The organism is Paraclostridium sp., from assembly GCF_051657365.1.
Lineage (GTDB): Bacteria > Bacillota > Clostridia > Peptostreptococcales > Peptostreptococcaceae > Paraclostridium.
This window is the reverse complement of the sequence record NZ_JBOFKN010000220.1, coordinates 1-26,705: the sequence shown is the minus strand read 5'-3', so window position 1 is coordinate 26,705 and position 26,705 is coordinate 1. Positions and strand designations below refer to the sequence as shown.

Annotated in this window: 25 protein-coding genes and 1 tRNA gene; 25 read left to right on the top strand and 1 reads right to left on the bottom strand. The window is 30.1% G+C overall.

What is annotated here, in order from left to right; genetic code table 11:
- The first annotated feature begins 127 nt into the window (after positions 1 to 127).
- The 25 genes from ACRCYC_RS17270 to ACRCYC_RS17150 all read left to right on the top strand — a co-directional run bounded on the left by ACRCYC_RS17270 (position 128) and on the right by ACRCYC_RS17150 (position 26,370).
- Positions 128 to 1,888: a B12-binding domain-containing radical SAM protein gene (locus ACRCYC_RS17270; RefSeq protein ID WP_438620341.1), complete on the top strand. Its 1,761-nt coding sequence runs from the start codon at positions 128 to 130 to the stop codon at positions 1,886 to 1,888.
- Between the two features lie 10 nt (positions 1,889 to 1,898).
- Positions 1,899 to 3,044: a tetratricopeptide repeat protein gene (locus ACRCYC_RS17265; RefSeq protein ID WP_438620340.1), complete on the top strand. Its 1,146-nt coding sequence runs from the start codon at positions 1,899 to 1,901 to the stop codon at positions 3,042 to 3,044.
- Between the two features lie 151 nt (positions 3,045 to 3,195).
- The gene (locus ACRCYC_RS17260) at positions 3,196 to 4,113 is read left to right on the top strand and encodes a bifunctional enoyl-CoA hydratase/phosphate acetyltransferase (RefSeq protein ID WP_438620339.1); all 918 of its coding nucleotides are present in this window, start codon (positions 3,196 to 3,198) and stop codon (positions 4,111 to 4,113) included.
- A 158-nt stretch (positions 4,114 to 4,271) separates the two neighbouring features.
- The gene (cooS, locus tag ACRCYC_RS17255; RefSeq protein WP_438620338.1) at positions 4,272 to 6,200 is read left to right on the top strand and encodes an anaerobic carbon-monoxide dehydrogenase catalytic subunit; all 1,929 of its coding nucleotides are present in this window, start codon (positions 4,272 to 4,274) and stop codon (positions 6,198 to 6,200) included.
- Between the two features lie 133 nt (positions 6,201 to 6,333).
- Positions 6,334 to 7,107, top strand: a complete 774-nt coding sequence (locus ACRCYC_RS17250; RefSeq protein ID WP_438620337.1) for a nucleotide-binding protein — start codon at positions 6,334 to 6,336, stop codon at positions 7,105 to 7,107.
- A 51-nt stretch (positions 7,108 to 7,158) separates the two neighbouring features.
- Complete coding sequence (locus ACRCYC_RS17245) at positions 7,159 to 8,838, top strand: formate--tetrahydrofolate ligase (RefSeq protein ID WP_438620336.1); 1,680 nt, start codon at positions 7,159 to 7,161, stop codon at positions 8,836 to 8,838.
- A 156-nt stretch (positions 8,839 to 8,994) separates the two neighbouring features.
- A complete protein-coding gene (locus ACRCYC_RS17240; protein WP_438620335.1) occupies positions 8,995 to 9,627 on the top strand; it encodes a cyclodeaminase/cyclohydrolase family protein in 633 nt (210 codons plus the stop codon).
- A gap of 52 nt (positions 9,628 to 9,679) precedes the next feature.
- The gene (locus tag ACRCYC_RS17235) at positions 9,680 to 10,549 is read left to right on the top strand and encodes a bifunctional 5,10-methylenetetrahydrofolate dehydrogenase/5,10-methenyltetrahydrofolate cyclohydrolase (protein WP_438620342.1); all 870 of its coding nucleotides are present in this window, start codon (positions 9,680 to 9,682) and stop codon (positions 10,547 to 10,549) included.
- Positions 10,550 to 10,575: 26 nt separating this feature from the next.
- Positions 10,576 to 11,247: a methylenetetrahydrofolate reductase C-terminal domain-containing protein gene (locus ACRCYC_RS17230; protein WP_438620334.1), complete on the top strand. Its 672-nt coding sequence runs from the start codon at positions 10,576 to 10,578 to the stop codon at positions 11,245 to 11,247.
- Between the two features lie 34 nt (positions 11,248 to 11,281).
- Positions 11,282 to 12,163 (top strand): methylenetetrahydrofolate reductase, encoded by an 882-nt coding sequence (locus tag ACRCYC_RS17225; RefSeq protein ID WP_438620333.1) that lies wholly within the window; start codon positions 11,282 to 11,284, stop codon positions 12,161 to 12,163.
- Between the two features lie 24 nt (positions 12,164 to 12,187).
- The gene (lpdA, locus tag ACRCYC_RS17220) at positions 12,188 to 13,582 is read left to right on the top strand and encodes a dihydrolipoyl dehydrogenase (protein ID WP_438620332.1); all 1,395 of its coding nucleotides are present in this window, start codon (positions 12,188 to 12,190) and stop codon (positions 13,580 to 13,582) included.
- 43 nt (positions 13,583 to 13,625) lie between these two features.
- Positions 13,626 to 14,396 (top strand): nucleotide-binding protein, encoded by a 771-nt coding sequence (locus ACRCYC_RS17215; RefSeq protein WP_438620331.1) that lies wholly within the window; start codon positions 13,626 to 13,628, stop codon positions 14,394 to 14,396.
- Between the two features lie 18 nt (positions 14,397 to 14,414).
- Positions 14,415 to 15,359: an acetyl-CoA decarbonylase/synthase complex subunit delta gene (gene acsD / locus ACRCYC_RS17210; protein WP_438620330.1), complete on the top strand. Its 945-nt coding sequence runs from the start codon at positions 14,415 to 14,417 to the stop codon at positions 15,357 to 15,359.
- 21 nt (positions 15,360 to 15,380) lie between these two features.
- Complete coding sequence (gene acsC, locus ACRCYC_RS17205) at positions 15,381 to 16,757, top strand: acetyl-CoA decarbonylase/synthase complex subunit gamma (protein ID WP_438620329.1); 1,377 nt, start codon at positions 15,381 to 15,383, stop codon at positions 16,755 to 16,757.
- A gap of 31 nt (positions 16,758 to 16,788) precedes the next feature.
- The gene (gene acsE / locus ACRCYC_RS17200) at positions 16,789 to 17,601 is read left to right on the top strand and encodes a carbon monoxide dehydrogenase/acetyl-CoA synthase methytransferase subunit (protein WP_438620328.1); all 813 of its coding nucleotides are present in this window, start codon (positions 16,789 to 16,791) and stop codon (positions 17,599 to 17,601) included.
- Between the two features lie 33 nt (positions 17,602 to 17,634).
- Positions 17,635 to 19,770 (top strand): acetyl-CoA decarbonylase/synthase complex subunit alpha/beta, encoded by a 2,136-nt coding sequence (gene acsB, locus ACRCYC_RS17195; RefSeq protein ID WP_438620327.1) that lies wholly within the window; start codon positions 17,635 to 17,637, stop codon positions 19,768 to 19,770.
- A gap of 27 nt (positions 19,771 to 19,797) precedes the next feature.
- Complete coding sequence (gcvH, locus tag ACRCYC_RS17190) at positions 19,798 to 20,172, top strand: glycine cleavage system protein GcvH (protein ID WP_438620326.1); 375 nt, start codon at positions 19,798 to 19,800, stop codon at positions 20,170 to 20,172.
- Between the two features lie 298 nt (positions 20,173 to 20,470).
- Positions 20,471 to 22,399 carry a corrinoid activation/regeneration protein AcsV gene (gene acsV / locus ACRCYC_RS17185; protein ID WP_438620325.1) on the top strand — a complete coding sequence of 643 codons (1,929 nt, stop codon included), beginning with the start codon at positions 20,471 to 20,473 and terminating at the stop codon, positions 22,397 to 22,399.
- Positions 22,400 to 22,403: 4 nt separating this feature from the next.
- A complete protein-coding gene (locus tag ACRCYC_RS17180; RefSeq protein WP_438620324.1) occupies positions 22,404 to 23,270 on the top strand; it encodes a radical SAM protein in 867 nt (288 codons plus the stop codon).
- A complete protein-coding gene (locus ACRCYC_RS17175) occupies positions 23,267 to 24,223 on the top strand; it encodes a radical SAM protein (protein ID WP_438620323.1) in 957 nt (318 codons plus the stop codon). Before ACRCYC_RS17180 ends, ACRCYC_RS17175 begins: the two co-directional genes overlap by 4 nt.
- 2 nt (positions 24,224 to 24,225) lie before the next feature.
- Entirely contained in the window at positions 24,226 to 25,041 is an 816-nt protein-coding gene (locus ACRCYC_RS17170) for a lipoate--protein ligase family protein (RefSeq protein ID WP_438620322.1), read from the top strand.
- 164 nt (positions 25,042 to 25,205) lie between these two features.
- On the top strand, positions 25,206 to 25,400 hold the full coding sequence (locus ACRCYC_RS17165) for a CooT family nickel-binding protein (RefSeq protein ID WP_438620321.1): 195 nt from the start codon (positions 25,206 to 25,208) through the stop codon (positions 25,398 to 25,400).
- 45 nt (positions 25,401 to 25,445) lie between these two features.
- Positions 25,446 to 25,862 (top strand): DUF3842 family protein, encoded by a 417-nt coding sequence (locus tag ACRCYC_RS17160; protein WP_438620320.1) that lies wholly within the window; start codon positions 25,446 to 25,448, stop codon positions 25,860 to 25,862.
- 12 nt (positions 25,863 to 25,874) lie between these two features.
- The gene (locus ACRCYC_RS17155; RefSeq protein WP_438620319.1) at positions 25,875 to 26,156 is read left to right on the top strand and encodes a hypothetical protein; all 282 of its coding nucleotides are present in this window, start codon (positions 25,875 to 25,877) and stop codon (positions 26,154 to 26,156) included.
- 122 nt (positions 26,157 to 26,278) lie between these two features.
- Positions 26,279 to 26,370: transfer RNA gene (locus ACRCYC_RS17150), tRNA-Ser, on the top strand.
- Positions 26,371 to 26,480: 110 nt separating this feature from the next.
- Here ACRCYC_RS17150 and ACRCYC_RS17145 read toward each other — a convergent pair.
- The coding region (locus ACRCYC_RS17145) for a hypothetical protein (protein WP_438620318.1) at positions 26,481 to 26,705 on the bottom strand (225 nt) is incomplete at its 5' end.

Genomic DNA, 26,705 nt, shown 5'->3' with positions numbered 1-26,705 from the left:
ATAATTCTACAATAATATAAAAAAACCTTCTTTTTATACAAAATGTTAGAAATAAAAATCATACATATAGTATTTTAACAAAAATAGACAATTATAGCTAAGAAAATTAAAAAAAGAGGTGAATTAATTGAAAATACTTTTAACAACATTAAATTCTAAATTTATACATACAAATTTAGCAATAAGATATCTTAACCAAATGGTAAAGGATATTGAAAATATAGATGTAGAAATAAAAGAATACACAATTAACAATGAGTTAGATTTTATACTAAAAGATATATATGTAAATAATTATGATGTTATACTGTTTTCAACATATATATGGAATGTAAATGATATTGTTAAGATATGTAATAATTTAAAGAAAATAAAGCCAAATATCAAAATAGCTTTAGGCGGACCAGAGGTAACTTACGATAGTGAAGAAGCTATGAAAAAGTATGATTTTGTAGACTACATACTTTATGGAGAAGGCGAGCTTATATTTAGAGATTTTACAAAATATCTAAAAGGCGATATGAAAATAGAAGATGTAGATGGTCTAGTTTATAGAAGTAAGGATAAAGTTATAACAAATAAACCTATGAGACTTTTAGAAAATTTAGATTTGATACCTAGTCCATATGAAACGTTAAATAAAGATGAATACGAAAATAGGATAGTATATTATGAAACATCTAGAGGTTGTCCTTTTAATTGTCAATATTGTTTATCTTCAACAATGCAAGGATTAAGATATTTTAGTATAGATAGAGTAAAAAAAGACTTGAAAGCTCTTATAGATGCAAAAGTTTCTCAAATAAAATTTATAGATAGAACTTTTAATGCAAATAAAAAATTCGCTATGGAGATTATGAAATTTTTAATGGAAAATGATAATGAATATACAACTTATCATTTTGAAGTTACAGCTCATTTATTAACAGAAGATATGTTAGAGTTTTTAAAAGACTGCAAGGAAGGTTTATTTCAGTTTGAGATAGGAGTTCAAACTACAAATGAAAAGGTATTAGAAGCTGTAGGGAGAAGAGATGATTTTAGTAAACTTTCATATGTAGTTCAAAAAATAGCTACATACAGAAATATACATCAACATCTAGATTTAATAGCTGGATTGCCATATGAAAATTATAGTAGTTTTGAAAACTCATTTAATGATGTTTTTAATTTAGGTATAGAGCACCTACAATTAGGTTTCTTAAAAATGATAAAAGGAACTGGTATAAGAAATAATGCAGATGAGCATGAATTCAGATATAAAGACTATCCTCCATATGAAGTTTTATACAATAAGTATATAAGTTACAATGAAATTTTAAAATTAAAAGATATAGAGGAAATATTAGAAAGATATTTTAATTCTAAAAACTTTGTTCTTTCAATGAGATATATAATTCATAATTACTATAAAGAAAGTCCATTTAAATTCTTTGAAAATTTTGCAACATATTTTAATGATAATGGTTATTTTAATGCGTCACAAGGTAAGAACCAATTATATAAAATATTATTAGATTTTTATGTAGAAAAAATCAATTTAAATAATGATTTATTTAGAGAAATTATAAAATATGATTACATATCTTTAGGAAAAACATCTAGTGTTCCTACATTTATGGATAAAGTAGACGCTGAAGATTTTAAAAATAGATGCCATTTATTTTTACAAAATGAAGAAAATATATTAAAATATATACCTAGATTTGAAAATACTCCTGCTAAACAAATAATAAAGTATGTTCATTTTGAAATATTTAAATATGATATATTAGAATTAAAGAAAGACATAAAAACTAAATTACAACCAAAGGAAAGTACCGTTTTATTTGTTTATGATGATAAAAAGGTGTTTGAGAAATCTAAATCATACACAGTAGAAATATAGGAGGTATAAAATGAAGTTTAGAGTTGAGAAACATATATTAAAAAAAGCCGAAGAATTAGCATTCTTAAGAATAAAAAATGGTGCAGACTTTAATTTAAAAGGATATGATTTTCCTGAAGATGGATTAGATGTACCTATAAAAAATGATGTGTTAGTAAAAGGAATAAAAACTAATACAGCTCAAAATGGATTAAGTTCAATGTCTATTGCTGATGCAATGATGTATATAATGGGAATTGATAGCAACTTTAAATATAATGATGAGTATAAAAAGTTCCTTGATGCTATAGAAAAAAACTTAGAACTAGACTTAAAAGCTTATATGGGATATATGTCTAGAAAGTATTTTGAAGCAGGGGAATATACAGATGCATTAATATATTTAAAATGTAGTGCTACGTTATATCCAGAGGATGTAGAGGTTTTATACCATTACGCCATAGTTTGCCAAGAATTAGCTAAGCAACATCAAAAAAATGGTGATGAACAACCTATGGAGGCATTTTTATTAGATGCAATAGAAGTATTAGAAAAAGTTAGAGATTTAGATGAGTCTTTTGCACTTGCTCATTACCATTTAGGATATCATTATTACAATCAAAACCAATATATAAAATGTAAAGTTACTTGGGAAGAAGCTATAAAACTTGGATTACCAGAAGATTTATGTGCGGAAATACAAGAAGTAATGGGAAAAATGGACTTTAAGGTTCAGTATGAAGAAGGATACAATTTAGTATTCCAAGGAAAAAATGAAGAAGGTTTAGAAAAATTATTACCATTATCAGATGAGCATGGTGATTGGTGGAATCTTTTATTTATGATAGGATTAGCATATAGAAATATGAACGATGTAGGACAAGCTCAGAAATATTTTGAAAAGATACTTATAATAAGACCTAATCAAGTAGATACACTAGTGGAATTAGGACTTTGCGAAGCATCTACTCATAATATGAAAGGTGCTATAGAATATTTTGAGAAAGCAGCTAAATTAAAGAAAGAAGATCCAGAAATACTTTGTAATTTAGGGATGGCTTATTTAAATGATGCAGATTTAGATAATGCTATTTACTATATAGAGAGAGCTTATGAAATAGATCCACAGGATGAAGTAACAGTTGCATGTTTAAGGGAATTAGATCAATATAGATAAACAAAAAGCTATGAGAGTTTACTCTCATAGCTTTTTTATTTAAATAAAAAGGAGTAAGCGATGATATGTCAAATTAGATTAATTAAGGTATTGATAATTTTATATACATATTTATATATTGACAAAAGTAAAGATATAAGGAGGCATTACATTGATTAGAAATTTAAACGACATAATAAGTGAGTTAAAGGTAAATAAAAGGATGAAATTAGCTGTGGCAGCAGCTCAAGATAAAGAGGTTTTACAAGCTGTTTTAGATGCTATGAATATGAATATAATAGAACCTATATTAGTTGGTAATAAAGATGAAATAAAAAAAATAGCAAATGACTTAAATTTAAGTTTAGCAAATATTAATATAATTGATGCTAATACTTACGAAGAATGTGCAGAAGTAGCTGTTAAGTTGGTAAGTAGCAAAAAAGCAGATTTTTTAATGAAAGGCATACTAGACACTTCAATACTACTTAAGTCTGTTTTAAATAAAGAATATGGGTTAAGAACAGATAGTTTATTAAGTCATGTCATGATATATGAGATTCCTACATATCATAAATTATTAATACTTACAGATGGTGGAATGAATATAAATCCAAATTATGAACAAAAAGAAAAAATAGTTAAAAATGCAATTAAAGCATGTAAAGCATTAAAAATTAATAATATAAAAATAGCTGCTTTAGCAGCTAAAGAAAAAATAGATAATAAAATGCAAGCTACAGTAGATGCACAAAAACTACAACAAGCTAGTGAATCAGGTGTATTTGGAAATGGTGTTATTTTGGCAGGACCTTTAGCTCTTGATTTAGCAATATCATTACAAGCATCGAAAGTGAAAAAATTTAAGAGTGAAGTATCAGGTGATGTAGATGTAGTAGTAGTTCCAACTATAGAAGTTGGAAATGGAATAGGTAAATCTTTAACTTATTTAGCTAATGCTAAGTCTGCTGGAGTAGTAATGGGAGCAAAGGCTCCAATAGTACTTGTTTCAAGAGCTGATTCTCATGAATCAAAATTATATTCAATAGCTTATGGAGCATTAATATCTATGCTAGATAATAATATATAAAGTATTTGTTAAAAAATTACCTAAATTATAGTGAAAGTAGAGTTTATAGTTGCTATAATTTAGGTAAATGTGATTATTTTAAATGTAGAAATAGACGAAGCTCATATAAAACAACATACTCAGTTCTATTAAAAATTTTATAAAAAGGGGATAGAAGTATGGATAAGAAGATGTTGACTATCGATTTAAACAGCCAAGAACTTATAGAAAAGGCTCAAAGAGATGGAGTAGAGACTATGTATGACAGGAAGCTTGCTATGAAAGCTCAATGTGGATTTGGTCTTCAAGGGGTATGCTGTAGAATATGTTCAGCAGGACCTTGTAGAATAACTCCAAAAACTCCACTAGGATTATGTGGAGCAGATGAACATGTAATAGTAGGTAGAAACTTCGCAAGAATGGTTGCAGGTGGTACAGCAGCCCATTCAGACCATGCTAGAGGTATAGTACATACAATGGCTATAGCTAGTAGAGATGGGAATTATACAATAAAGGATGAAGTTAAATTAATAAATTTAGCTAAAGAATGGGGAGTAGAAACAGAAAATAGAGATATATATGATATAGCTCATGAAATTGCAGATATGGCATTGATGGAGTTTGGAAAGCCTCATGGTACATTAAACTTTTTAAGTAGAGCACCATATCAAAGAAGAGATATATGGAAAAAATATAATATAGAACCAAGAGCAATAGATAGAGAAGTAGTTACAATCATGCACTCAACTCATATGGGATGTACTGCTGATATAGATAGTTTAATAAACTTATCATTAAGAACTTCATTCGCAGATGGATGGGGAGGTTCTATGATAGGAACTATATTCAGTGATATATTATTTGGCACACCTACAATAAGACAATCAGAAGCAAATTTAGGAGTATTAGAAGATAATAAAGTAAATATAATATTACATGGTCATGAACCTTCATTATCAGAAATGATAGTATTGGCATCTGAAGATCCAGAACTTGTAGCATTAGCTAAAGAAGTTGGATCAGAAGGGATAAATTTAGCTGGTATGTGTTGTACAGGTAACGAGGTTACTATGAGACATGGAGTAAGAACTGCAGGAGATTTCCATCAACAAGAATTAGCTATAATAACAGGAGCTGTTGAAGCTATGATAGTTGATGTTCAATGTATATTCCCTGCATTAGCTAAGGTTTCTGAATGTTATCATACAAAATTCATAACGACATCACCAAAAGCTAAAATATCAGGGTCAACTTATATAGAATTTAATGAAGAAACAGCATTTAATGATGCTAAAAAAATAGTAAGAGAAGCTATACTTAATTTTAAAAATAGAGATAAAGAAAAAGTTTATATACCACAGTTAAAATCAAGTACAACAGTTGGATTTAGTGAGCAAGCTATAATAGGTCAATTAGATAGAGTCGTAAACTCTCAAATAGATAAACCAGGAACTGTTAAGCCATTAGTAGACTGCTTAAAATCAGGGGTACTAAGAGGAGTAGTAGGGGTAGTAGGATGTAACAATGCAAGAAGTGTTTCAAATAAAGCTCACGTAACTATAATGAAAGAATTAATTAAAAATGACATATTAGTTGTAACAACTGGATGTGGAGCTTCAGCAGCAGGTAAATTTGGATTATTAAACAAAGATGCTAAAAATATGGCAAGTAAAGGTCTTGCTACAGTTTGTGAGTTAGCTGATATACCACCAGTTCTGCATTTAGGTTCTTGCGTTGACTGTAGCCGTATATTAAATGTTGTAGCGGAAGTTGCTAAATATTTGGATATGGATATGTGTGATATACCAGTAGCAGGTGTAGCTCCAGAGTGGATGTCTGAAAAGGCAGTTGCAATAGGAACTTATGTCGTTGGATCAGGTATAGATACTTACTTAGGTATAATGCCTCCAATAGGTGGATCTTCAAAAACAGTAGAGATATTAACAGAAACTTTAAATGATAGTATGGGGGCAACATTCAAGGTTAATGAAAACCCAGAAGAATTAGCTCAAATGATAATAAATGATATAGAAAAGAAACGTGTTCATTTTGAAAATTTAGTTGCACAAAAAAAATCAGAGCAAGATGCTGCACCAGCGGAGGCTTAAAAATAGATAAATTATAAAACTAAGAATGCTACTTTGAAAAGATAGTATGAAAATAAATTAGTTTATGAAAACTAGCTTTAGTTTATTTTTCATGCATAAATAAAAACTAAAGACAAATATAGGGGGAGAGAATATGAAAATAGCTATAACAGGTAAAGGTGGAGTAGGAAAAACAACTTTTTCATCAATGTTATCTAGAATGTTTGCAGATGATGAATATAGAGTTTTGGCTGTTGATGCAGACCCAGATGCAAATTTAGGTTTAGCTCTTGGATTTCCAAAGGAGACCTATGAATCAATAGTTCCCATATCAGATATGAAAAACTTAGTTTCAGAAAGAACAGCGGCAAAAACAGGAACTTTTAATAAGATGTTTAAATTAAATCCAAAAGTAGATGATATCCCAGAAAAATTTTGTAAAGAACATAATGGAGTAAGACTTTTAACATTAGGAACTGTAGATTCAGGTGGAAGTGGATGTGTATGCCCTGAACATGTTTTATTAAAAAGATTATGTTCTCATCTAATATTACAAAATAATGATGTTGTAATAATGGATATGGAAGCAGGAATAGAACATTTAGGTAGAGGAACTGCACAAGGTGTAGATGCTTTTATAGTAGTCGTAGAACCAGGGGAACGAAGTTTACAAACTTACAGAAAAGTAAAAAAATTAGGAACTGATATAGGGGTTAAAAAAGTTTTTGTAGTAGGTAATAAAGTGAGAAACAAAGAGGATGAAAACTTCATAAAAGATAACTTACAAGATGGGGAATTGCTAGGGTTTATTAGCTATAACCAAGATGTTATAGATTCAGATAGATCAAGCAAATCTCCATACGATGTAAGTTTAGATACTAAAAATCAGATAAATATGATAAAAAATAGATTAATGACGAATTCTTAGAATATTTAGTATAATAGATATAACGATATAAAGTAAGGAGGAGATTTAGTTATGGGATTTAAATCAGATATAGAAATAGCACAAGAAGCTAAACCACAAGATATAAGAGAAATAGCTAAAAAGTTAGGTCTAAGTGATGATGAAGTAGAGCTTTACGGTAAATATAAAGCAAAAGTTGATTATAATTTGCTAAAAAAGGATACTAAAAATAAAAAAGCTAAGTTGATATTAACTACAGCTATAAATCCAACTCCAGCAGGAGAAGGAAAGACTACTACTACTATAGGTGTAGCAGATGCATTTGCTAAATTAGATAAAAATGTATTAGTTGCATTAAGAGAGCCATCTTTAGGACCTGTATTTGGAGTTAAAGGTGGAGCTGCTGGTGGAGGGTATGCTCAAGTTATACCTATGGAAGATATAAATCTACACTTCACAGGAGATTTTCATGCTATAGGAGCTGCGAATAACTTATTGGCAGCTATGCTTGACAATCATATTCATCAAGGAAATTTATTAGGCATAGATCCAAGAAGAATAACTTGGAGAAGATGTGTAGATATGAACGATAGACAGCTAAGAAATATAACTGATGGATTAGGTGGTAAAGCACATGGAGTTCCAAGAGAAGATGGGTTTGATATAACTGTTGCTTCTGAAATAATGGCTGCTTTTTGTTTAGCTAATGACATAATGGATCTTAAAGAAAGATTAGGTAATATAATTGTAGGTTACACATACAATGGAGAACCTATAACAGCTAAACAATTAAAAGCTAATGGAGCAATGGCTGCTTTATTAAAAGATGCATTAAAGCCAAACTTAGTTCAAACATTAGAAGGTACACCTTCATTTGTTCATGGTGGACCATTTGCTAATATAGCACATGGATGTAACTCTGTAATAGCTACAAAAATGGCGATGCACTTTGCTGATTATGTAGTTACAGAAGCTGGTTTTGGAGCTGATTTAGGAGCTGAAAAATTTTTAGATATAAAATGTAGAATGGCAGATTTAAAACCAGATGCAGTTATTATAGTAGCTACTGTTAGAGCATTAAAATATAATGGCGGAGTAGCTAAGGATAAGTTAAATGAAGAAAATTTAGAAGCTTTAGAAGCAGGTCTTCCAAATCTTTTAAAACATGTTGAAAATATAACTAATGTATATGGATTACCGGCAGTTGTAGCTATAAATAGATTCCCTCTTGATACTGAAGCTGAGCTTAAGTTAGTTGAAGATAAGTGTAAGGCATTAGGTGTTAATGTTGCACTTTCTGAAGTATGGGCTAAAGGTGGCGAAGGTGGAATTGAAGTGGCTAAAGAAGTAATAAGATTAATAGATGAAGAAGAAAATAACTTTAGATTCTGTTATGAAGATGATTTATCTATAAAGGAAAAAATAGAAGCTATAGCTACTAAAATATATGGAGCTGATGGTGTTGATTTTGCTCCAGCAGCAGAAAAAGAAATCGAGAATTTAGAAAAATTAGGATTTGATAAATTACCTATATGCATGGCTAAAACTCAATATTCTTTAACTGATGATCAAACTAAACTAGGTAGACCTACAGGATTTAGAATAACTGTAAGACAATTAACTGTTTCAGCAGGTGCTGGATTTATAGTTGCACTTACAGGAGAAATAATGAAGATGCCGGGACTTCCAAAAGTTCCAGCAGCAGAAAGAATAGATGTTGATGAAAATGGTGTAATATCAGGATTATTCTAGTAAAATTATAGGAGGTGCTTGTTGTAAAACTAGTTACTTCCTCCGCACAAAGTACGGAAAATATGTACTTTAAGTGCTACGTCAGCAACTAGTTTTACAACTTCGCTAACCCATAATTTTACAAATAAAAATTAAACCTTATATAGGGGGAGAAGTATGAAGATATCAGAAAAAACATGTATAGATTTTGTTGATGAACTAGCCTCAAAATCAGCAGTTCCTGGTGGTGGTGGTGCGGCAGCTTTAACTGGAGCTATTGGTATTGCTCTAGGTAGTATGGTTTGCAACTTAACAATAGGAAAGAAAAAATATGCTGAGCATGAGGAAAGTGTAAAGTCTATATTAGAAAAAGCTAGAGAATTAGAGAAAGATTTATTAAATATGATAGATGAAGATGCAGAGTGTTTCTTACCTTTATCAAAGGCATATGGACTACCTAATTCTACTGAAGAAGAAAAAAAGATAAAAGCAGATACTATGGAAAGTGCACTTAAAATAGCATGTGAAGTTCCAATAAAGATAGTAAAAGTATGCTATGAATCTATTAAGTTACATGAAGACTTAGTGGACAAAGGTTCAAGACTAGCACTAAGTGATATTGGTGTTGGAGTTCAATGTTTAAGATCTGCTATTCTTAGTGGTCAATTAAATGTTGTTATAAATATAAATTCTATAAAAGATGAAGAATACGTGAAAAATATAAGAGATGAAGTTAATCGTCTTGTTGAAGATGGAGTTTCAATTTGTGATGTAGTTTATAATAAAGTTATAAATGAACTAAACAAATAAAACTCATATTATAATTTACTTAAGTTTTTAATATATAGGGGGCGCTAATTTGATGAACAATACAACAACTAAAGCAAAAATTATAAAAGGAAAACCAGTCGCTGATAAAATAAGTGAAAATTTAATAAAAGAAGTAAATGACTTAGTTAAAGAAGGCATAAAACCTAAATTAGCTATAGTTAGAGTAGGTGCTAGAGCTGATGATTTAGCTTATGAAAGAGGAGCACTTAAAAGATGCCAGACTATAGGAATAGAAACTGAAGTAGTGGAGTTAGATGAAAATATAAGTCAAGATGATTATATTAAGACTGTACAAAAGTTAAATAACGATGAAAAAGTTAATGGAATATTAGCATTTAGACCATTACCTAAGCATTTAAATGAAGATGAAATAAAATACCATATAGATCCTAGAAAAGATATAGATTGTTTCAATCCTATAAATACAGCTAAAATAGTAGAAAATGATGCAAGTGGATATCCACCATGTACACCTACTGCAGTTGTAGAAATATTGAAACACTATAATGTAAATTTATCAGGAGCTAACATTACTGTTTTAGGAAGATCTATGGTTGTTGGAAAGCCAGTATCTATGCTTTTATTAAATGAAAATGCTACAGTTACTATATGCCACTCAAAAACTAAAAATTTAGAAGAGATAACTTCACAAGCAGATGTACTTATAGCTGCAGTCGGTAGAGCTAAGATGGTTACTAATAATTACGTAAAAGATGGAGCGGTAGTAATTGATGTAGGTATAAATGTAGATGATGAAGGTAAGTTATGTGGAGATGTAGATACTGATGATATATTAGACAAAGTATGCATGGCAACACCAGTGCCAGGAGGGGTTGGATCAGTCACAACTTCAATATTAGCTAGTCATGTAGTAAAGGCTTGCAAATTACAAAATAAATAAATGGAGATTTTCAAGGGGGAATAGAGATGATAATTTCTGAAAATAAACCATTTGAAGAGATATTAGGTTATATAAAAGATGCTAAAAAAATAGTTTTAGTAGGATGTAACCAATGTGCAGCTACGTGTAAAAGTGGTGGAGAAGAAGAAGTTTTAAAGATGAAAGAAAAATTAGAATCTGAAGGCAAAGAAGTATTGGGATATCAAATATTAGATCCTGCATGTAATCTTTTAAAGTCTAAAAAAGATTTAAAAACATTAAAGTTAGAAATAAAGGAAGCTGATGCTATATTATCTTTAGCATGTGGAGATGGAACACAAACTGTGGTTAAAAATGTAAAAGATAAACCTGTATATCCAGCAAATGATACTTTATTTATAGGAGAAGTAAAAAGAGTTGGAGAGTTTGAAGAAGCCTGTAAAGCATGTGGACAGTGTGAGCTTGCTTGGACTGGAGGAATATGTCCAGTAACTATGTGTGCTAAAGGATTACTAAATGGAGCTTGCGGTGGAGCAAGAGATGGAAAATGTGAAGTTGACCCTGAAAATGATTGTGCATGGGTACTTATATATAATAGATTAAAATCTATAAATCAATTAGATAATCTATTAGATATAAAAGAACCTAAAGATTATTCAAAAGCATGCAATCCGAGAAGCCTGAGTTTAAAGAAAAAAGAAGCTATGGCTAATGCTTAAGTAGTTTTTATAAGGTTAAAAGGGGGATAAAAAAATGAGCTTATTAAAAGAAGCTTTAGAAAATGGTAAGTTTGCAGTTACAGCTGAAATGGCTCCTCCAAAAGGAACGGACTTATCACATTTAGTAGAGTGTGCAAAAGCTGTTAAAGGAAGAGTCCATGCTGTAAATGTAACAGATTTTCAATCAGCAGTAATGAGAACAACTTCACTTACTACATGTAAATTGTTGAAAGATGAAGGGTTAGAACCTGTACTTCAAGTAACGGGAAGAGATCGAAATAGAATAGCAATACAAGGAGAATTATTATCAGCTGGGGTATTTGGGATAACAAATATGTTAGCATTAACAGGAGACCACACCATAGTAGGAGATCATCCTCAAGCAAAACCTGTATTTGACCTGGATTGTGTTGGTATATTAAAAACAGCACAAAAATTATCACAAGGAACAGATATGGTAGGAAATCAATTAAAAGGAGCACCAAATTTTTATTTGGGAGCATCAGTAACACCTAGATACACACCTATTGAAATTCAATTATTAAAAATGAAAAAGAAAATTAACGCAGGAGCTAAGTTTTTCCAAACTCAAGCTGTGTATGATATAGATACAATGAGAGAATTTAGAAAGCATACTAAAGATATGAACACAAAGGTTTTAGCTGGAATAATACCTCTGAAATCTCCAGGAATGGCTAAGTTTATGAATGAAAATGTACCTGGTATATATGTTCCAGATGAACTTATAGAAAGACTTAGATCAGTAGGAAAAGAAAATTGGGTTAATGAAGGAATAAAAATAGCTGGAGAGTTAATACAAAAATTAAGAGATGAAAATTTATGTGATGGAATTCACATTATGGCTATAGGTGCAGAAGAAAATGTACCGGCTATTTTAGATGCAGCAAATATATAATTTAAACCATAGGGGGATTAAACTATGAAAGTAGCAGTAATAGGAGGAGGACCAGGTGGTTATGTAGCTGCTATAAAAGCCGCTATGCTTGGTGCTGAAGTTACAGTTATAGAAAAAAGAAGAGTTGGAGGAACTTGTTTAAATGTAGGGTGTATACCAACGAAGGCTTTACTAGCATCATCTTCATTATTATCATCTATAAAAGAAGCTAAAGATTTTGGAATACATATAGATGGAAATGTAGAAGCTAACTTTGAAAATATAATGGGTAGAAAAAATAAAATAGTTAATCAATTAATTAGTGGAATAGAATTTTTATTTGATAAAAGAGGAATAAAGCTAGTTAATGGATTTGGAAAGTTGATAGATAAAAATAAAATCGAAGTAAAAAAAGAAGATGGAAGTTTAGAAATAGTAGAAGCTGATAAAATAATATTAGCAAATGGATCACAGCCAGTTATATTACCCATGTTTCCATATGATGGAGAAACCATAATAACTAGTGATGAGGCTTTAAATTTAAAAGAAGTACCTAAGTCCTTATTGATAGTTGGTGGTGGAGTTATAGGTTGTGAGTTCGGACAGTTTTTTAGGGCTTTAGGAGCTGAAGTTACAGTGGTGGAAATGTTTGATCAGTTGCTTCCGCTTGAAGATAAAGATGTAGCTAAACAGTTGCAAAGACAGTTTAAAAAGGATAAAATTAAGGTAATGACAGGTATTAGAATCGAAAAGTGTGAAATAGTTGACAATGGAGTTGTTGCAACTCTTTCAAATGGAAAGCAAGTTAAAGCTGAAAAAGCTTTATTATCAATAGGAAGAAAACCTTATCTTGACAATTCGGGAGTAGAAGAGTTAGGAATAGAATTAAATAGAGGTAAGGTAGTAGTAAATGAAAATCTAGAAACAAACATTGAGGGTATATATGCAATAGGTGATTTAATAAATACACCATTTTTAGCACATGTAGCATCAAAGGAAGGATTAGTAGCAGCACAAAATGCTATTAGTGGCAATTCAAAGACTGTAAATTACGCAGCAGTTCCAAGATGTGTATATACTGAACCAGAAGTTGCAGGAGTAGGAAAAACTGAAAAAGAGCTTCAAGAAAAAGGTATAGAGTATAATACAGGACAATTCGATTTTAGAGCATTAGGAAAAGCTCAAGCAATAGGACACTTCCAAGGATTCATAAAAATCTTAGCAGATAAACAACATAAAATAATAGGCGCATCTATAGTAGGACCTCATGCAACAGATTTATTAACAGAATTATCTTTAGCAGTACATTTAGGGTTAACAGTAGAACAAGTTGGAGATGTTATACATGCACATCCTACACTATCAGAAGGGATAATGGAAGCTCTTCATGATGTACATGGAGAATGTGTTCATTCAGCTCCAAATTTAGCAAAAGCATAAACAGGAAAAGGTCCTGTTTAGACTAAACAAAGGGGGAAATCTTATGGGATTTAATATTGCAGTAGCAGGAAAAGGTGGAACTGGTAAGACTAGTCTTACAGGACTTTTAATTGACTGCTTAGTGAAGGATAAGAAGGGACCTATATTAGTAGTTGATGCAGATGCAAATGCTAATATAAATGAAGTATTGGGATTGGATATTGATGTAACATTAGGTCAAATAAGGGAAGAGATAAACCAAAGAGAAAAACAAGGTAATTCATTTCCAGGAGGAATGACAAAAGCTCAATATTTGCAGTATAGATTGAACACTTCAGTAGCAGAAGGACCAGGTTATGATTTGATAGTCATGGGTAGATCAGAAGGTGAAGGATGTTACTGTTATGTAAATGGGATTTTAAGAGAGCAAACAGATAAGCTTTCTGATAGCTATGGTTACTTAGTTATAGATAATGAAGCAGGTATGGAACATTTAAGTAGAAAAACTACTAAGCATATAGATAAATTATTATTAATTAGTGATTGCTCAAGACGTAGTATACAAGCAGTTGCAAGAATACGAGATTTAGCTAGAGAATTAAAATTAAATGTAGGCGATATGCAATTAGTTGTAAATAAGGTTCCAAATGGAATATTAAATGATGGGGTAAAAGAAGAAATTGAAAAACATAAATTAGATCTTTTGGGAGTGATACCTTTAGATGAGATGATATATGAATACGATTCATCGGGTATACCTTTAGTAAAATTACCTGAAGATTCTAAGTCAAAAGTAGCTATTAAAGATATTATATCTAAATTAGAATTAAATTAGGCTAAGGGGGAGAAAAATATGGCATTCAAGATGTCTGTTCAAAAATACTCTGGTAAGATATCAGAGGCGGAAATAGGTTCAGGGGAAAGCTCTATAAAAATAGGAGGAGAAAATATACTTCCTTTTTATAACTTTGATGGAGAAAAAACAAACACTCAAAAAATAGGTGTTGAGATGCTAGATGTATATCCAGAAAACTGGACTGAAGCAATAAAAGATTTATACAAAGATGTAGCTAATGATAGCGTTAAATGGGCTAAGTACATAGAGGAAAATATAAAGCCTGATTTTATATGTTTAAAGTTTGAAGGAGCAGACCCTAATGGATTAGATAAAACGCCTGAAGAGTGTGGGGATTTAGCAAAAGATATTGTATCTAATATATCGTTACCGATAGTTATAGCTGGGACTGGGAATTTTGAAAAAGATGCTAAGGTTTTTGAAAAAGTAGCTCAATCAGTAGATGGATATAACTGTTTATTTATGTCTGCTACAGAAGAAAATTATAAAGGGGTAGGAGCAGCGGCTGGTATGGCTTATAGCCATAAGGTTGGAGCTGAGTCTTCTGTTGATATAAACTTAGCTAAGCAGTTAAATGTGTTATTAACTCAATTAGGAGTTAAACAAGAAAATATAGTAATGAATGTAGGATGTTCAGCGGTAGGTTATGGATATGAATACGTTGCATCTACGATGGATAGAATCAGACTTGCAGCACTTGGTCAAAATGATAAGACATTACAGATGCCTATAATAACACCTGTTTCTTTTGAAACTTGGAATGTAAAAGAATCTGTAGCTAGTGTGGAAGATGAACCAACTTGGGGATGCCAAGAAGCTAGAGGTATAAACATGGAAATATCAACAGCTGCAAGTGCATTAGTTGGGGGAGCGAATACAGTAGTACTTCGTCATCCAAAATCTGTAGAAACTATAAAAACTTTAGTTAGTGAATTAGCTTAATAAGGTTAGGGGGAGAAAAATATGGCTTTAAAAGCTTTAGATATATTTAAATTAACACCAAAGAAAAATTGTAAAGATTGTGGATTTCCAACTTGTATGGCATTTTGCATGAAGGTTGCATCAGGTGCGTGTGAAATAGGTAAATGCCCTCATATGGCACAAGAAGCATTAGATAAATTATCAGAGGCTACAGCACCACTTATGAAATCTTTAAAAATAGGAACAGGAAATTGCCAATATGATTTAGGTGGAGAAACAGTCTTATTTAGACATGAAAAAACATTATTAAATAGAAATAGATTTGCAGTAGAATTTTGTGAGTGTATGAGTGAAGAAGAAGTTAACTCGAAAATAGAAAATATAAAAACTGTAAACTATGTAAGAATAGGCGAAGAAATGAAAATAGAAATAGCAGCTTTAAGATATTGTTCAGATAAAGATGCTTATTTAAATTTATTAAATAAAGTAAAAGATAGCGGATTAGATATAGCTTATATTATAGTTTGTGAAAATCCTCAAATAGCAAAAGAAGCTGTTGAAATATTGAAAGGAACAAATCCTATAGTATATGGTGCGACTAAAGAAAATTATAAAGATATGGTAGATATAGTTAAAAATGATAAGTTGGTGCTAGGAGTGAAAGCATCTAATTTAGAAGAATTATATTCTACTACTGAAGCTATCCAATTGTTAGGATACAAAGAGCTATTATTAGACACTACAGGAGAAACTATAAAAGATACATTTACAAATACAGTTCAAGTTAGAAGAATATCTTTAAAAGAGCAAGATAGAACATTTGGATACCCATCTATAATATTTGCAAATAAATTATCAAAAGAAAATCCTATGATGGAAGTAGCACTATCATCAGTATTTACAATAAAATACGGATCTATAATAGTTTTAAATGATATAGATTATGCAAAAGCATTACCTTTATTTGCGCTTAGACAAAATGTATATACAGACCCACAAAGACCGATGAGAGTAGAAACTAAGATATACCCAATAAATAACCCAGATGAAAATTCACCAGTTTTAGTTACTGTTGACTTTGCATTAACATATTTCATAATAGCAGGAGAAATAGAAAGATCTAAAGTTCCGGTTTGGTTAGCTATACCAGATGCAGGTGGATACTCTGTTCTTACAGCATGGGCAGCTGGGAAATTTGGAGGAAGTTCCATAGCTAACTTCATAAAAGAAAGCGGAGTTTCGGAGAAGACAAAAAATAGAGATTTAATAATACCAGGTAAAGTAGCTGTATTAAAAGGTGATATAGAAGATAACTTACCTGGATGGAATGTAGTTATAGGAACTGAAGAGTCAATGGAATTACCTAAATTCTTAAGAGAATATAAAAGTAGTAAAGAAGAATCTGTAGTTCAAGCTTAATGAAAAAATAATTAATAGGGGGATTAAATAAATGGAAAGATTTATGATTATAGGTGAAAGAATTCACTGTATATCGCCATCGATAAGAAAAGCTTTAGAAGAAAGAGACCCAGCTCCAATATTAAAAAGAGCTAAAGAACAATTAGATGCAGGAGCTCATTATATAGACTTTAACATAGGACCGGCAGAAAGAGATGGAGAAGATATAATGGCTTGGGGTGTTCAGTTGCTACAATCAGAATTTAACAATGTTCCGTTAGCATTAGATACAGCTAACAGAAAAGCCATAGAAGCAGGAATTAAAGTTTACAACAGAGAACATGGTAAGCCGATAATAAACTCAGCTGATGCTGGAGGAAGAATAGAATTAATAGATTTAGCGGGTGAGCATGAAGCAAAAGTTATAGCTTTATGTGCTAAAGAAGGAATACCAAGAGATAATGATGAACGTATGGCTTATTGTCAAGAGATGTTAGAAAGGGGATTAATGGCAGGGTTAGAGCCAGAAGATATGTTATTTGATCCATTATGTTTAGTTATAAAAGGAATGCAAGATAAGCAAATGGAAGTTTTAGAAGCTATAAAAATGATGAGTGAAATGGGATTATTAACTACAGGTGGATTATCAAATGTATCAAATGGTTGTCCTAAACATGTAAGACCTATATTAGATAGTGCATTCGCAGCTATGGCTATGGCTAATGGATTTAGTTCTGCAATAATAAATCCATGCGATGAAGAGTTAATGAGAACTATAAAATCTTGCGATATAATAAGAAATTCAAGCTTATATGCAGATTCTTTCTTAGAATTAAATGAAGGTGGTTTCGCATATAACGTATAGATATATATTTTTTTTATAAAAGGGGGAAATAGAGTGAAAAATTTGTACAGTACTGTTTTTAATGGATCTGATCAAGCTCTAGAAGCTGCGAAAGGATTACTTAATGAAGCTATAGAAAAACATGGAAGAGAACATAAAACAGGATTCCCGGATACCGCATATTCTCTACCTTGCATATATGCAGCAACAGGTAAGAAGATGAATAATTTAGGGGATTTAGAAGCAGCTTTAGAAATAATTGAAAGTTTAATAAATAAAACTCATTTATTGGAATATGTATTTAACTCAGGATTAGCGACAGCTTTAGCAGCAGAGGTTATAGAAGCTATAAAATATTCTATAAGTGATGCTCCATATAGCGAACCTTGTGCAGGTCATATAACAGACCCTATAATCAGATCTCTTGGAGTACCATTAGTTACTGGAGATATACCAGGAGTTGCTGTTGTACTTGGAGAATGTCCAGATGCAGATACTGCAGCTAAAGTTATAAAAGATTACCAATCTAAAGGATTATTAACATTCTTAGTTGGAAAAGTTATAGATCAAGCTATAGAAGCTGGTGTTAAAATGGGTCTAGAGCTTAGAGTTATACCTTTAGGATATGATGTAACAAGTGTAATACATGTTGTATCTGTTGCTGTAAGAGCTGCATTAATATTTGGAGGATTAACTCCTGGTGATTTATCTGGATTACTAGAATATACAGCTAAGAGAGTTCCTGCATTTGTAAATGCATTTGGTCCATTGAGTGATTTGGTTGTATCTTGTGGTGCGGGAGCTATAGCTTTAGGATTCCCAGTTATAACAGATCAAGATGTTTTAGAAGTTCCGATGAACTTATTAACTCAAAAGGATTATGATAAGTTTGTAGCAACTTCGCTAGAAGCTAGAGGAATAAAGATAAAAATTACTGAAATACCAATACCAGTATCTTTTGCAGCTGCTTTTGAAGGTGAAAGAATAAGAAAGAACGATATGCTTGCTGAGTTTGGTGGAAATAAAACAGAAGCTTGGGAATTAGTTAGAAAAAAAGAGTTTTCAGAAGTTGAAGACCATAAGATAGAAATAATAGGAAAAGATATAGATGAAGTGGAAGATGTAAATGGAGTAGTTAGACTTCCACTTGCAGTAATAGTTGATATAGCTGGAAAGAATATGCAAGAAGACTTTGAACCAGTATTAGAAAGAAGATTACATTATTTCTTAAACTATATAGAAGGTGTAATGCATGTTGGGCAAAGGGATATAACTTGGATAAGAATATCTAAGGATGCAGTTGAAAAAGGATTTAGATTAAACCATATAGGAGAAGTTTTATATGCTAAAATGCTAGATGAGTTTGAATCAGTTGTTGATAAGTGCCAAATAACTTTAATAACTGATGCAGAAGAAGTTGCTAAGTTAAAAGAAGAATATGCAATTCCTAAGTATAGAGCTAGAGATGAAAGATTAGCTTCATTAGTAGATGAAAGTGTTGAAGAATTCTACACTTGTAACTTATGCCAATCATTTGCGCCAGCACATGTTTGTGTTGTAACTCCTGAAAGACTTGGACTTTGCGGAGCTGTTAGCTGGTTAGATGCTAAAGCAACTAAAGAGCTAGACCAAACAGGACCATGTCAACCAATAATAAAAGGAGATTGTATAGATGATCTAAAAGGTATATGGCAATCAGTAAATGATGAAGTAGCTAATATATCTCAAGGTGCAGTTGAAAGTGTTACACTTTACTCTATATTAGAAGATCCAATGACTTCTTGTGGATGTTTTGAGTGTATATGCGGTATAATGCCAGAAGCTAATGGATTTGTTATAGTAAATAGAGAACATGCAGGAATGACTCCTGTTGGTATGACATTTGGAGAACTTGCTTCTATGACAGGTGGCGGAGTTCAAACTCCAGGATTTATGGGTCATGGAAGACAATTCATATCTTCTAAGAAATTTGCTTACGCAGAAGGTGGTCCATCTAGAATAGTATGGATGCCAAAAGAATTAAAAGATTATGTAGCAGATAAGTTAAATGCTACTATGAAAGAATTACATGGTATAGAAAACTTTGTAGATATGATATGTGATGAGACTATATCTACTGACTCTGAAGGTGTATTAGCATACTTAGAAGAAAAAGGCCATCCAGCTTTAGGCATGGAGTGTGTAATGTAGATTAAGTAAATTTTGAGGAGTGAAAATATGAAAGTTATACCAAATTTAAAATATTGTAAAGAACATACATGGGCTAAAATAGAAGGCGAGTATGCATATATAGGAATAACAGATTATGCTCAAGATCAATTAGGAGAAATATTATTTGTTGAGATGCCAGACGTTGAAGATGAAATAACTAAAGGCCAAGATTTTGGAGTTGTAGAATCTTCTAAAGTTGCTTCAGATTTAATAGCTCCTATATCTGGAGAAGTTATTGCAATAAATGAAATATTAGAAGATGAACCAGAAGCAATAAATGAAGATGCTTATGAAGCATGGATAATAAAGATTAAAATTTCAGACTCTGATGAATTAGAAAGCTTATTAAGTTCAGATAGTTATGAATCAAATTTAGAATAAAAACTGTTTTAATTAATTTTAGTTTCTTGATAAAAAATTAATTAAGGGGATGTCTAAAAATATAGTTTGCTCATGGAAAAATATATAATAAATATTATATATTATCCATTTGTTATATATTTCTAGGCATCCTCTTTTAGGTATTGAGAAATTGTTTTTGAATTAAAATAGTTTTTTACATATTAACTAAAAATTCACTAAGTAATAAGACAAAAATCAAGGTAATAACATGCTTTATATAGAATATATAGGTATAGAAAAATTAAAATTTAATGACTTGTATATAGGAGGGGCTTTTGTGGTTAGAGTAAAAGTAGCATCTCATAAAAAAGAGATCATATGTGATAAAGGGGAAATTTTATTAGATGTAATTAGAGAAAATAAAATATTTTTAGATGCTCCATGTAATGGGAATATGGTATGTGGAAAGTGTAAAGTTAAGTTATTAAATGGAAATGTAGATTCTAAAATAAATATACATATAAGTGAAGATGAAATAAATCAAGGATATATACTTTCGTGTGCTAGTAAAGTTATGGAAGATATAGAGATAGAAGTACCGGATAAACTATCTGCATCTATGAGTGATATGAAAATAGAAGGTAGTGATGAATATAAAGACAAAAATATAGTTAATAAAGCTATGAATATGATTGTAGAAAATAAATTGGATTTTAATAAAAACATATTTAAAAAATTTATTGAAATAGATAAGCCGAATTTAGATGACAATATAAGTGATGTAAATAGATTAGAAAGATATATAAGAAATAATTTAGGATATAAAAATATAGATTTTAACATTGGGATATTAAAAAAAATACCCACAGTATTTAGAGAAAATAATTTTAACGTTACAATTACATATGAAGTTATAGACGATAATATATATCTAATTGATATAGAGTCTGTAAATACAGAAAAAGAACTTTATGGAATTTCAATTGATATAGGAACTACCTCTGTAGTAGTATGTTTAGTTAATTTATATAATAATGAAATTATAGGTAAATCATCATCGGGAAATGCTCAAATTAAATATGGTGCAGATGTAATAAATAGAATAATATATTCTACAAAAAAAGACGGATTAGAGATATTAAGAAAAAGTATAGTAGATGAAACTATAAATCATTTATTAGATGATATATATATTAACTATAATATTGATAAAAATAGAGTTGTTTACAGTGTAGTAGCTGGAAATACTACTATGAGTAGCTTATTTCTAGGTGTATATCCTGACTTTTTAAGACAAGAACCATATATACCACCGTTTACAATACCACCAAAACTTATAGCTGAAGATGTAGGTTTAAATATAAATTGCAATGGACAAGTATATTTAGCACCTTCTGTAGCTAGTTATGTAGGTGGAGATATAACTGCAGGCGTATTATCATCAGGTATGTGGACTAGTGATAATAATATACTTTTTATAGACTTGGGAACTAATGGAGAAATTGTATTTGGAAACAAGGATTATATGATGACATGTGCTTGTTCTGCTGGACCGGCTTTTGAAGGTGGAGGTATAAGTTGTGGAATGAGAGCATCTAGTGGAGCTATAGAAAAAGTAAATATAGATAAAGAAACTTTAAAACCAAAGTTAACTATTATAGGTGATTGTAAACCTATAGGCATTTGTGGATCAGGAATAATTGATCTTATATGCAAAATGATGATGAGTGGAATTATTGATAGAAGAGGTAAAATTAATAAAGATTTAAAAAGCAAAAGATTACGATTTAATGAGTATGATATAGGAGAATATGTACTTGCATTTAAAGAAGAATATAATATAGAAAATGATTTAATTGTAAATGAAGTAGATATAGATAATTTTATAAGAGCTAAAGGTGCAATATATTCAGGAGCATCAACACTTATAGAAAGTTTAGGGATGGATTTTACGGTTATAGATAAGATATTGATTGCTGGAGGAATTGGGAATAGCCTAAATGTAGAAAATGCTATAATGATTGGATTGCTTCCAGATGTAGATAGGGAAAAGTTCAACTATATAGGGAATAGCTCATTAATAGGTGCATACTTAACCTTAGTAAGTGATGATGCTAAGAAAAAGTTAGAAGAGATTTCAAGTCAAATAACTTATGTGGAATTAAGTGTATATCCAACCTATATGGATGAATTTATATCAGCGTGTTTTTTACCACATACTAATATAGAACAATTTCCAACAGTAAAAAAAATGCTAGGAGAATAAAAATATGAATTTAAATGAAAAGATGAAACTAGCATATGAAACTAAAATCAATTCGTTTGGTAATAAAATAGAATTTTCATACCCAAATCAAACATTAGCAGTAAGTATAACCGATATAAATTGTAGTTTAGGATGTGCACATTGTAATGGGCAATATCTAAAAAACATGACACCTATAAATAATTATAAAAAAGATATAAAAAAAAGAAAAATAACTAGTGTTTTATTAAGTGGAGGATGTAGTTTAGATGGCAAAGTACCTATAGAAAAACATATAGAATTGATAAAAGAGTTAAAGGAAAAGGGTTATAAATTAAATTCACATATAGGACTTATGGATAAAGAAAGTATAGAAAAAGTATGTAAGTATTTAGATTACGTGTCTTTTGATTTAGTATTTGATGAAGATACAATAAAAGAAGTTTACAAAATAAATAAAAATAGAGAAGAATATATAAATACATATGAATATATAAAAAAATATACAAATGTAGCACCACACATATGCATCGGGTTAAAAGGTGGAAATATATGTGGTGAATATGAAATTATAGAATACTTAAAAGATAATCAACCTAATCAATTAACATTTATAGTTTTGATTCCTACTAAAAACACTGAGTATGAGAGTACTCAGCCGCCAAAAATTGAGGAAGTTATAGATCTATTATGTGAAGCGAGAATAAGTCTTCCTAAAACTAAAATAAATTTAGGTTGTATGAGACCTAGAGGTGAATATAGAAATAGATTAGATAAGTTAGCTATTGAATGTGGAATAAATAAAATTGTACTTCCATCGAAAATGTGTAAAAAATTAGTGCAAGAAAAAAATTTAGATGTTATAGAGAGTAAGGAGTGCTGTGTATTATGATAAGGCTATCTGTAGGAACAGCCATAGAACTGGGTATAAAAAAAGGCAAAAGTGATATAGCTCCGACTACGGCATATATAATGGTAGGGAATAAATGTAATAATAAATGTTCTTTCTGTTCTCAATCAATTGAAAGCAGTAGTAGAAAAGATAGATTATCGAGAGTATTATGGCCTGAGTATAGTAAAGAAGAAATATTAAATGGATTTAAAAATTATAAAGGTGAAAAAATAAAAAGGATATGCATACAATCTATGGCTAGTGAAGAATCTCATGAAGAAGTTAGAAATTTCATACAGTATATACAGCAATATTTAAATGTACCTATATCCTTATCAGCTAAATTAGAAGATATGGAAGAAATAGAAAATTTTTTTGATTTAGGAGTAGACAAAGTAGGTATAGCCATAGATGCAGCGAATAAAGAATTATATGAAACTATAAAAGGCAATAATTTTGAGGAAAAAATAGATTTTATAAAAGAAGTTGGAATATTATACCCAAATAAAATTAGTACGCACATAATTGTTGGATTAGGAGAAACTCATAAGGATATATATGATTTATACAAATGTTTAAAAGATTACAATATAACTATAAGTTTATTTGCTTTTACTCCTGTAAAGGGAACTAAAATGGAATGTATAAGCCAACCAAATATAGAAAGTTATAGGAAAGTACAGTTAATGACTTATATGATGGACAGAGGATATAATAGAGATTACTTTAAATTCAATAAAAGTGGATATTTAAATAATATAGAAATAGATAATTATATAAAAGAGGATATTTTAAAAGGGCATCCATTTGAAATAAAAGGATGTAAAAATTGTAATAGACCTTATTATAATGAAAGACCAGGTCATGTTATATACAATTACTCAAGGAACTTAAATAAAGAAGAAATAGATTTAGCAATAAAAGAGATAAATTTAAATATAGGGGATATTTAGATATGCAAAAATGGAGAGTTATAAAAAATAAAGCATATAATGGAGCAATGAATATGGCAATAGACGAAGCCTTAATGATTTCGTACAAAGATAAAAAGAGCAAGCCTACCTTAAGATTTTATACGTGGAAGCCTAATTGTTTAACTATTGGATATTTTCAAAATCTAAAAAAAGAGGTTGATTTAGAAAAATGTAAAAAGTTAAATATTGATTGCGTAAGGAGAGCTACTGGTGGAAGAGCTGTACTACATCAAAGTGAGCTTACATATTCAATAGTAGTTGGAGAAGATAATGAGTTAATGGATAAAAGTATAAATGAATCATATAGGTTTATAAGTCAAGGAATATCTAAAGGATTAGAGCTAGAAGGTATAAAAATTGATAAGTTAAGTCAAGGAGAGCGAATAAGTAGAGAAAAGCTTTCAGCGGCATGTTTTAATGCACATGCATCATATGAGATAACTATGAATAATAAAAAAATAGTTGGAAGTGCTCAACATAGAAAAGATGGTGTTATATTACAACATGGATCTATAGTTTTAAAATTTAATGTAAATGATTTATATGAAGTTATAAAAACTAAAAGCGTAGAACTAAAGGAACGCGCAAAAAAATTTACAATAAGTAAGGCTAGTGGAATAGAAAATGAAATAGGGAAAAGTATAGATATTTTAAGCTTAGAAAAATCTATAATAAAAGGAATAGAAGAATCATTTAATGTTGAATTTGAAGAAGGTCATTTAAGTGATTATGAATTAGATTTAGCTAATAAGCTATATTATAAATATTCATCAAATGAATATATTAATAAAAGATAATTTATATAGTTAAACTAATTGACTTTATATAAAATCTGGTGTTATACTCAAAATACATAGAGTTATTTGAAATCATGAAGATTTCTTTGAGGGTTTTGAAATACCTTGGAGGAATCTTTTTTTGATTATAGTGAAATTTATTATATACTAAGGGGGATTAGATTATGTGTGAATCAGCAGCTTATGTTTTAAAAAACAACAACCTTGAAAGAGTTATGGATAATGTGGTGAGTGTAGATCCATACGAAGGAAAAGTATATTTAACTGATTTATTAGGAGAACAAAAGATAATAGATGGAGAAATAAAAGAAATAAGACTTATGGACCATAAAATTATAATTGAAGAATCAACTAAATAAAATTTAAATTTACATAAAATTAATGTAGCTGAGGGGAAAAAATATATGGTAATAGCAGTTATAGATGGAATGGGTGGAGGCATAGGGGCTCAAATAATAGCATCTCTTCGAGATGAATTACCATCATATATAGAAATTTATGCTTTGGGTACAAACTCAATTGCAACTAGTTCTATGATGAAAGCACATGCAAACAAAGGTGCAACAGGAGAAAATGCAATTGTAGTTTCTACTAAAAAGGCAAGTATAATAGTTGCTCCTGTATCGGTAGTTATACCAAACTCAATGATGGGGGAAGTAACTTCTAAAATTAGTGAAGCTATATCAGATAATGAAGCTTTAAAAATATTGTTACCTATAATGCCAGAAGATATAGAGCTTGTAGGATTAGAAGGAAAACCATTGTCACTTTTAATAAAAGATGCAGTGAAAGTTATAAAAAAAGAGTTTAATATAAAATAAGGGGGATTTATAATGTTATTTAATAAAACTAGTATAAGAAATCATCATGGGCATGATCATGACCATGATCATCACTCAAGTGCAACAATAGCTGATAATAAGGATGAGAAAACTCTTAATATACTTCTTGTTCATTGGGTTAATCATAATGAATCTCATGAAGAAGGATTTAAGGAATGGGTAGAAAAAGCTAGAGAAATGGGAAAAGAAGAAACTGCTAACAATATAAATCAAGCTATAGAGTATTTAAGAAAAGCAAATGAAAAGTTATTAGAAGCTAAAAAAAATATGTAATAAATAAAAGGGAATTTATTATTCCCTTTTATATTTTTAAAATTATAATATAAAATTTAATAAAAAACGTTGACATATATATAATAAAAATATATAATTTAATTATAGCAAAGAGTTAATACGGAGAAGTACTCAAGCGGCTCAAGAGGATCCCCTGCTAAGGGATTAGGCTGGGTAAACCGGTGCGAGGGTTCGAATCCCTCCTTCTCCGCCAGTTAAGACTGTTGATTTTATCAACAGTCTTTTTTATGTATAGAAAATTTTATTTAATAATTTTAAGATTAATAAAATTTTCTATATACTTGATTAGATATAAAATTTTTATTATTGATTAAATTCTTTAGATAAAATATATTTAGATAAAGATAATATATTTTCATGTAAATAGTTTTTATCAACCTTAAGGGGAATAATAGATCCCAATTTATAAAATAAAATTGTGCTTCCTTTGCTGTCTAGTGCGCTTTTAATATTAACATTAATATACAATTCATATTCATTAGATAATATATTATAATTTTCATTGAATATATTTATAATGGGATTAAA

Coding starts and splice junctions, on each gene's coding strand:
- acsC (WP_438620329.1), top strand. CDS start 15,381: ATGGCTTTAAAAGCTTTAGATATATTTAAATTAACACCAAAGAAAAAT.
- ACRCYC_RS17245 (WP_438620336.1), top strand. CDS start 7,159: ATGGGATTTAAATCAGATATAGAAATAGCACAAGAAGCTAAACCACAA.
- ACRCYC_RS17175 (WP_438620323.1), top strand. CDS start 23,267: ATGATAAGGCTATCTGTAGGAACAGCCATAGAACTGGGTATAAAAAAA.
- ACRCYC_RS17165 (WP_438620321.1), top strand. CDS start 25,206: ATGTGTGAATCAGCAGCTTATGTTTTAAAAAACAACAACCTTGAAAGA.
- ACRCYC_RS17180 (WP_438620324.1), top strand. CDS start 22,404: ATGAATTTAAATGAAAAGATGAAACTAGCATATGAAACTAAAATCAAT.
- ACRCYC_RS17230 (WP_438620334.1), top strand. CDS start 10,576: ATGATAATTTCTGAAAATAAACCATTTGAAGAGATATTAGGTTATATA.
- acsE (WP_438620328.1), top strand. CDS start 16,789: ATGGAAAGATTTATGATTATAGGTGAAAGAATTCACTGTATATCGCCA.
- ACRCYC_RS17215 (WP_438620331.1), top strand. CDS start 13,626: ATGGGATTTAATATTGCAGTAGCAGGAAAAGGTGGAACTGGTAAGACT.
- ACRCYC_RS17240 (WP_438620335.1), top strand. CDS start 8,995: ATGAAGATATCAGAAAAAACATGTATAGATTTTGTTGATGAACTAGCC.
- ACRCYC_RS17225 (WP_438620333.1), top strand. CDS start 11,282: ATGAGCTTATTAAAAGAAGCTTTAGAAAATGGTAAGTTTGCAGTTACA.
- ACRCYC_RS17160 (WP_438620320.1), top strand. CDS start 25,446: ATGGTAATAGCAGTTATAGATGGAATGGGTGGAGGCATAGGGGCTCAA.
- ACRCYC_RS17235 (WP_438620342.1), top strand. CDS start 9,680: ATGAACAATACAACAACTAAAGCAAAAATTATAAAAGGAAAACCAGTC.
- ACRCYC_RS17155 (WP_438620319.1), top strand. CDS start 25,875: ATGTTATTTAATAAAACTAGTATAAGAAATCATCATGGGCATGATCAT.
- acsD (WP_438620330.1), top strand. CDS start 14,415: ATGGCATTCAAGATGTCTGTTCAAAAATACTCTGGTAAGATATCAGAG.
- ACRCYC_RS17250 (WP_438620337.1), top strand. CDS start 6,334: ATGAAAATAGCTATAACAGGTAAAGGTGGAGTAGGAAAAACAACTTTT.
- ACRCYC_RS17170 (WP_438620322.1), top strand. CDS start 24,226: ATGCAAAAATGGAGAGTTATAAAAAATAAAGCATATAATGGAGCAATG.
- lpdA (WP_438620332.1), top strand. CDS start 12,188: ATGAAAGTAGCAGTAATAGGAGGAGGACCAGGTGGTTATGTAGCTGCT.
- ACRCYC_RS17265 (WP_438620340.1), top strand. CDS start 1,899: ATGAAGTTTAGAGTTGAGAAACATATATTAAAAAAAGCCGAAGAATTA.
- cooS (WP_438620338.1), top strand. CDS start 4,272: ATGGATAAGAAGATGTTGACTATCGATTTAAACAGCCAAGAACTTATA.
- gcvH (WP_438620326.1), top strand. CDS start 19,798: ATGAAAGTTATACCAAATTTAAAATATTGTAAAGAACATACATGGGCT.